This is a genomic window from Burkholderia sp. Se-20378 (assembly GCF_017104665.1).
In the GTDB taxonomy this organism is placed as follows: Bacteria; Pseudomonadota; Gammaproteobacteria; order Burkholderiales; family Burkholderiaceae; genus Burkholderia; species Burkholderia lata.
This window is the reverse complement of the sequence record NZ_JAAGPG010000513.1, coordinates 1-5,955: the sequence shown is the minus strand read 5'-3', so window position 1 is coordinate 5,955 and position 5,955 is coordinate 1. Positions and strand designations below refer to the sequence as shown.

At 67.6% G+C, this 5,955-nt stretch carries 7 protein-coding genes and 1 pseudogene; 3 read left to right on the top strand and 5 right to left on the bottom strand.

Annotated elements, in window-relative coordinates; translation table 11 throughout:
- Positions 1–37 precede the first annotated feature (37 nt).
- A complete protein-coding gene (locus tag G3N93_RS32550) occupies positions 38–235 on the top strand; it encodes a hypothetical protein (RefSeq protein ID WP_011356541.1) in 198 nt (65 codons plus the stop codon).
- Complete coding sequence (gene dbpA / locus G3N93_RS32545; protein WP_011356542.1) at positions 232–1,629, top strand: ATP-dependent RNA helicase DbpA; 1,398 nt, start codon at positions 232–234, stop codon at positions 1,627–1,629. Before G3N93_RS32550 ends, dbpA begins: the two co-directional genes overlap by 4 nt.
- 21 nt (positions 1,630–1,650) lie before the next feature.
- On the opposite strand, the gene G3N93_RS32540 is transcribed toward dbpA, so the two are convergent.
- Complete coding sequence (locus G3N93_RS32540) at positions 1,651–2,535, bottom strand: LysR substrate-binding domain-containing protein (RefSeq protein WP_206134801.1); 885 nt, start codon at positions 2,533–2,535, stop codon at positions 1,651–1,653.
- 122 nt (positions 2,536–2,657) lie between these two features.
- Between G3N93_RS32540 and hndA the strand changes: the two genes are divergently transcribed.
- Positions 2,658–3,608, top strand: coding sequence for a 2-hydroxy-1-naphthoic acid nonoxidative decarboxylase (hndA, locus tag G3N93_RS32535; protein ID WP_206134800.1), 951 nt, complete (start codon positions 2,658–2,660; stop codon positions 3,606–3,608).
- A gap of 71 nt (positions 3,609–3,679) precedes the next feature.
- Here hndA and G3N93_RS32530 read toward each other — a convergent pair whose 3' ends face one another.
- From G3N93_RS32530 to G3N93_RS41820, 4 genes and pseudogenes are all read right to left on the bottom strand, one after another.
- Complete coding sequence (locus tag G3N93_RS32530) at positions 3,680–4,582, bottom strand: transporter (RefSeq protein ID WP_174939625.1); 903 nt, start codon at positions 4,580–4,582, stop codon at positions 3,680–3,682.
- A gap of 121 nt (positions 4,583–4,703) precedes the next feature.
- Positions 4,704–5,531, bottom strand: coding sequence for an alpha/beta fold hydrolase (locus G3N93_RS32525; protein ID WP_174981009.1), 828 nt, complete (start codon positions 5,529–5,531; stop codon positions 4,704–4,706).
- Positions 5,532–5,567: 36 nt separating this feature from the next.
- Entirely contained in the window at positions 5,568–5,759 is a 192-nt protein-coding gene (locus tag G3N93_RS32520; protein WP_043178943.1) for a 2-hydroxymuconate tautomerase, read from the bottom strand.
- 28 nt (positions 5,760–5,787) lie between these two features.
- A pseudogene (locus G3N93_RS41820) lies at positions 5,788–5,955 on the bottom strand (4-oxalocrotonate decarboxylase); the annotation flags it as partial.

The following is a 5,955-nucleotide window of genomic DNA, read 5'->3' as shown; positions in this document are numbered from 1 at the left end:
GGGCGCGCCACCAACCGAATTCAGCTGGAGAAAGACCGTGTTTACCTGCCGAAACCAGAGCTGCGGCACGCCGTGGGAGCAGTCCGACGTCGTCATCAAGGACGAAGGCCAGGGGCTGCTGTTCCGCTGCCCGCTGTGCGGCGCGCGCAACTACCTCGAACGCTTCGAAGACGACGAAGGCAAGGTCGTCTACGAGCAGATGGAAGGCCGCCCCTACCTCGGAGACCTGGAATGACCCAGCCGACCGCCACGCCGTTCAGCGCGCTGTCGTTGACGCCCGCCACGCTCGCCAACCTCGCGCAGCTCGGCTATGTCGACATGACGCCGATCCAGGCCGCGAGCCTGCCGATCGCACTGGCCGGCCAGGACCTGATCGCGCAGGCGAAGACGGGGAGCGGCAAGACCGCCGCGTTCTCGCTCGCGCTGCTGGCCCGCCTCGATGCGCGCCGCTTCGACGTGCAGGCCATGATCCTGTGCCCGACGCGCGAACTCGCCGACCAGGTCACGCAGGAAGTGCGCCGCCTCGCACGCGCCGAGGAGAACGTGAAGGTGCTGACGCTGTGCGGCGGCACGCCGATGCGCCCGCAGACGCAGAGCCTCGAGCACGGTGCGCACATCGTCGTCGGCACGCCGGGCCGCATCATGGATCACCTCGATCGCGGCAACCTGAAGCTCGACGCACTGAATACGCTGGTGCTCGACGAAGCCGACCGGATGCTCGACATGGGCTTCTTCGACGACATCGCGAAGGTCGCACGGATGTGCCCGACCACGCGCCAGACGCTGCTGTTCTCCGCGACCTACCCGGACGGCATCGCGAAGCTGAGCCAGCAGTTCCTGCGCAACCCGAAGGAAGTGAAACTCGCGGAGCGCCACGACGACAGCAAGATCCGCCAGCGCTTCTATGAAGTGACGGAAGACGAGCGGCTGCATGCGGTGGGCCAGCTGCTGAACCATTACCGGCCGGTGAGCACGATCGCGTTCTGCAACACCAAGCAGCAGTGCCGCGACCTGCTCGACGTGCTGCACGCACAGGGCTTCCACGCGCTCGCGCTGCACGGCGAGCTCGACCAGCGCGAGCGCGACCAGGTGCTGATCCAGTTCGCGAACCGCAGCTGCTCGGTGCTGGTGGCAACCGACGTCGCCGCGCGCGGGCTCGACATCGCGCAGCTCGAAGCGGTGATCAACGTCGACGTGACGCCCGATCCCGAAGTGCACGTGCACCGCATCGGCCGCACCGGCCGCGCGGATCAGGACGGCTGGGCGCTGAGCCTCGCGAGCATGGACGAGATGGGCCGCGTCGGCGGGATCGAGCAGGCGCAGAAGCGCGAGGTCGAATGGCATCCGCTCGCGGAGCTGACGCCGACCGGCACCGACACGCTGTTGCCGCCGATGGAAACGCTGCAGATCCTCGGCGGGCGCAAGGACAAGATCCGCCCGGGCGACGTGCTCGGCGCGCTGACCGGCGACGCCGGGTTCGACGGCAAGCAGATCGGCAAGATCAACGTGACCGAGTTCTCGACCTATGTCGCGCTCGAGCGCGGCGTGGCGCACGACGCGCTGCGCAAGCTCAATGCCGGGAAGATCAAGGGCAAGCGGGTCAAAGTCCGGTTGATGGACGAAGAGTAATGCCGGCGCGCGCCGCGAAGCTCACGCGGCGCGCTCGCCCAGCATCGCCAGATACTGCCGTACCGCCCCCCATTCCGCGCCGACCCGGCTGATCGCGACGAGTTCGGAACCCGGCACGCCGCCGGCGAGTTTCCGGTACACGATGTTCGGCGCCGCGATCCGGCTCAGCGGCGACGGCACCAGCGCCACCCCGAGGCCCGCCCCCGTCAACGCCAGCACCGACAGCGTGCTGCTCACCTTGTGTGCAATGCGCGGCGTCTTGCCGAGCACCCGCCGCAGGATCGCCAGCTGCCCTTCGTCGTCACCATCCGCCGCGTAGAAGATGAACGGCTCGTCCGCGAGTGCCGCGACGCTCACCGAGCGCTGCTTCGCGAGCGCGTGCCGGTCGCTCATCATCACGTCCCACGCCCAGCTGCCGACCGTCCGCACGGCCAGCTTCGGATCGAACACCGTGTCGAACGCCGGGCAATAGCCGATGTCGAGCCGGCCCGCGAGGATGGCGTCCTGCTGCGCGGCCGGCGCCATCTCGTGCAGGTCGAGCGTCACCTCCGGCCATGCCGCATGAAACGCGATCAGGTCGTCGGACAGCCGCCCGGTCGCGACCGCATTGCCGACGAAGCCGATCCGCACCACGCCCGTCTCGCCGCGCGCCGCGCGCTGTACGACCGACTTCGCGCGCTCGGCCTGCTCGAGCGTGTGCCGCGCCTCGGTCACCAGCAGCCGGCCGGCGTCGGTCAGCGCGACCTTGCGCGTGCTGCGCTCGAACAGCGCGGTGCCCAGTTCATCCTCGAGCGCGCGAATCTGCATGCTCAGCGCGGGCTGCACGATATGCAGCCGCTCCGCCGCACGGCCGAAATGCCCTTCCTCGGCAACCGCGAGGAAGTAGCGCAAGTGACGAAGATCCATACGGTCGATTAATCACTCAAAACGATCAATCCTGAAATTTAATCTATTGGATTGAAAAATCAACCGCGCGCATCCTGACGATCAGGCGCTGGCAGACAGCGCACTTCCACAGGAGCCCAATCATGTCCGACCGCAACCGTATCGATGTCCACCAACACGTCGTCCCGCCGTTCTGGGCCGACGCCCTGCCCGCCCACGGCGGCGACCCGTCCGGCTGGGGCAGCCCCACCTGGAGCCCGGAAAGCGCGATCGCGTTCATGGATTCGCTGGAAATCCAGACCGGCGTGCTGTCGCTGACGGCGCCCGGCGTGCAGGGCTGGAACGGCCAGGCCAAGCGCGACATGGCGCGCCAGGTCAACGAATACGTGGCCGGCCTCGTCGCACAACGGCCGACCCGCTTCGGCAACTTCGCGACGCTGCCCCTGCCCGACGTCGACGGCACGCTCGCCGAAATCAGCCACGCGTTCGACACGCTGAACGCCGACGGCGTCGTGCTGCTCAGCAACTACGGCGGCACGTATCTCGGCGATGCGGCATTCGAACCCGTGTGGGCAGAACTCGACCGCCGCCGCGCGGTCGTGTTCATCCACCCGGCGAAGCCGGCGATCGATGCGATACCCGGGATGCCCGGCCCGCTGCTCGACTATCCGTTCGATACGACGCGCACGGCCGTCCAGCTCGTGCTCAACGGCGTGATCGCACGGCACCCGAACGTGCGCATCATCCTGTCGCACGCGGGCGGCTTCCTGCCGTACACCGCGTACCGCTTTGCCGAACTCGCGCCGGGCGTGCGCAACGACGTGCCTAATCGCGACGGGCTGCTCGACCTGCTGCGCACGTTCTACTTCGATACCGCGCTGTCGTCGCCGTCCGCGCTGCCGAGCCTCACCGCGTTCGCGCAACCCGATCGCGTGCTGTACGGCAGCGACTTCCCGTACGCGCCGCCCGCCGTCAGCGCGTCGTTCACCCACGCACAGGATGCGTATGCGGCGCTCGGCGCCGACCGGCACGCCGCGATCAACCACGCGAACGCTTTGCCGCTGTTCCCGCGTCTCGCGGTGCTGGCGCGGTAACGCACGGTGAAGTGAAGCGTGACGCCCCGCAACGGCGGCGTCACGCGCGCAACCGGCTGCGCGCCGTCAGGTCAGAACGGAATGACGGCCTTCGCCCACACGGCCTCCCCGGCCGGCCGGTTGCGCACGAAGAACTCCTTCACGACGCGCGCTTCCACGCTGATCTTGCTGAACTGATAGCGAAACCCCGGCCCGATCGCGAACGTCTGGCCGCGAAAGCCGTCGCCCGCGACCGGCTGCCCGTTCTGCATGTCGTCCGTGGTCTGCTTGACGAAGTAGCCCGACAGCCCGACCCGCGCCTTCGGCGTGACCGCATAGCTCGCCGAATAGTCGATGTGAAACAGGTTCCCCGAGTGGTAGTGCGTGTCGTTGTTCGGCGAGTTGAAGCTGTACGTGATCTTCGCGGACACCTCGACCTTGTCGTTCGGCAGCCACGACACGCCGAACACCGGCCGCGCGGTGTAGTAGTTCTTGCCGGTGTTCAGCGCCGCGTTCGCGTCGTACTGCCCGGTGGGAAACACGAACTCGATCGCCGCGACCGTGCGCAACGCGCCCGCCCCCCACGCGATCAGCGCGGGGCTGACGATCAGGTCGCCCAGGTTGGTGCGGTCGAACGACGCGCCGCCCGCATCGAGCGAGAGACGCTGCATCGGCAGCACCGCATACGCGCCGTAGCGCCCGCCGAGCACCGACAGGTTCGACATCCAGACCACGCGCGGAATCAGCACGTCCGCATCGAGCTTGAAGCCGGGCACCGAGCCGTTGCCATGCGAATCGTTGAAGCGCGACGCGTGGTAATGCGTGTAGTACAGCAGCGCGTACAACCCGGCTGGCGGCAGCGCGCCGGCGAAGAACGCTTCCGCGCCCTCGCCGATCGTGTCGCCGCCCCCTTCCGTCGCCCAGGCGCCCGTGCTCAATGCGATGCCCGCGCACGCGGCGAGCGCGCGCAACCCGAATGCAGACTTCCGTTTCATCGACGTCTCCAATATTCGTTCTACTGAATTGATTTTTTGTATGGGTACTTTCTTGAGCACCTGCGTTGCCGCCGCCTGCTACGCGGCGGCAACACGTCCTTCCGATTTGCTACGACTGCGGTTACGGCTTTGCGCCGAAATGCTCGATGACGAGCTGGTTGAAGCGCGCGGCATGCTCGATCTGCGTCCAGTGCCCGCACCGGCCGAACACATGGAGCTGGGCGTTCGGCAGTAGCTCGAGCAGCTTCAGCGAACTCTCGAGCGGAATCACGCGATCCTCGCGGCCGTGCACGATCAGCGTGTCGTGCGTCAGCGCGCGCAGCTTCGCTTCATCGCTCGCGAGCGCATCGACCCAGCGCTGGCGCGGTGCAGGAAACATGTTCGCGAACGCCTCCTGGTAGCCGGGCCGCACGCTCGCGTCGTAGCGCAGCTTCGCGAGTTCGTCGTTCACCAGCGTGCGATCGAAAGCGAAGATGTCCAGCAGCGCACGCATGTTCGCGATCGACGGCGTGTAACCCCACACCGCATCGAGCCCTTCGGTCAGCGTGAAGCGCGTACCGGCCGCGCCCATCAGCACGAGCCGGCCGACGCGCTCGGGCGCCCGGATCGCGAGTGCCAGCGCGAGCGCGCCGCCGAACGAATTGCCGACCACGTGCGCGCGTTCGATGTCGAGCGCGTCGAGCAAGCCGAGCGCATGATCGACCCAGTGGTCCATCGAATAGCGGTACCCGGCCGGGCGCTCGGTTTCGCCGAACCCCGCCATGTCCGGCGCGATCACGCGAAACTGCCGCGCGAGCGCGGGCATCGTGAGCCGCCAGTTCGCATAGGCCGTGACACCCGGCCCCGAGCCGTGGATCAGCAGCACGGGCGGCCCGTCGCCAGAGTCGTGATAGTTCGTGTCGATGCCGCCGGCGACGATCCGGCGGCCGATTTCAGGATTGGATGACATGACGCTCCTTCAGTCGATTCATGGGGACGTGGCGGGTTACCGCCCGCGCTGTTTCGCGCTCTGCCCGCCGATCCCGAAATGCGCCTTCGGCATCTCGGTGATGATCACGCGCACCGATTCGACCGGCGCGTCGAGCGAGCGATGAATGGCCTGCGTGACCTCGGCGATCAGGCGTTCCTTCTTGTCGTCGTCGCGGCCTTCGAGGATGTAGAGATGGGCAACCGGCACGATGGCCTCCTGTTTGGTCGTGATTCGTTCAGATGAAACGCAGGCCGATCGAGCCGACGTCCTGCACGCGCAGCGTCACGCTGTCGCCGGCCGCGACGGCCACCGCCTCGGTGATGCCGCCCGACAGGATCACGCTGCCCGCGGGAATCGATTCGCCGCGCGCGCCCAGGTGGTTCGCGAGCATCGCGACCGCGGC

Coding starts and splice junctions, on each gene's coding strand:
- dbpA (WP_011356542.1), top strand. CDS start 232: ATGACCCAGCCGACCGCCACGCCGTTCAGCGCGCTGTCGTTGACGCCC.
- G3N93_RS32540 (WP_206134801.1), bottom strand. CDS start 2,535: ATGGATCTTCGTCACTTGCGCTACTTCCTCGCGGTTGCCGAGGAAGGG.
- hndA (WP_206134800.1), top strand. CDS start 2,658: ATGTCCGACCGCAACCGTATCGATGTCCACCAACACGTCGTCCCGCCG.
- G3N93_RS32530 (WP_174939625.1), bottom strand. CDS start 4,582: ATGAAACGGAAGTCTGCATTCGGGTTGCGCGCGCTCGCCGCGTGCGCG.
- G3N93_RS32525 (WP_174981009.1), bottom strand. CDS start 5,531: ATGTCATCCAATCCTGAAATCGGCCGCCGGATCGTCGCCGGCGGCATC.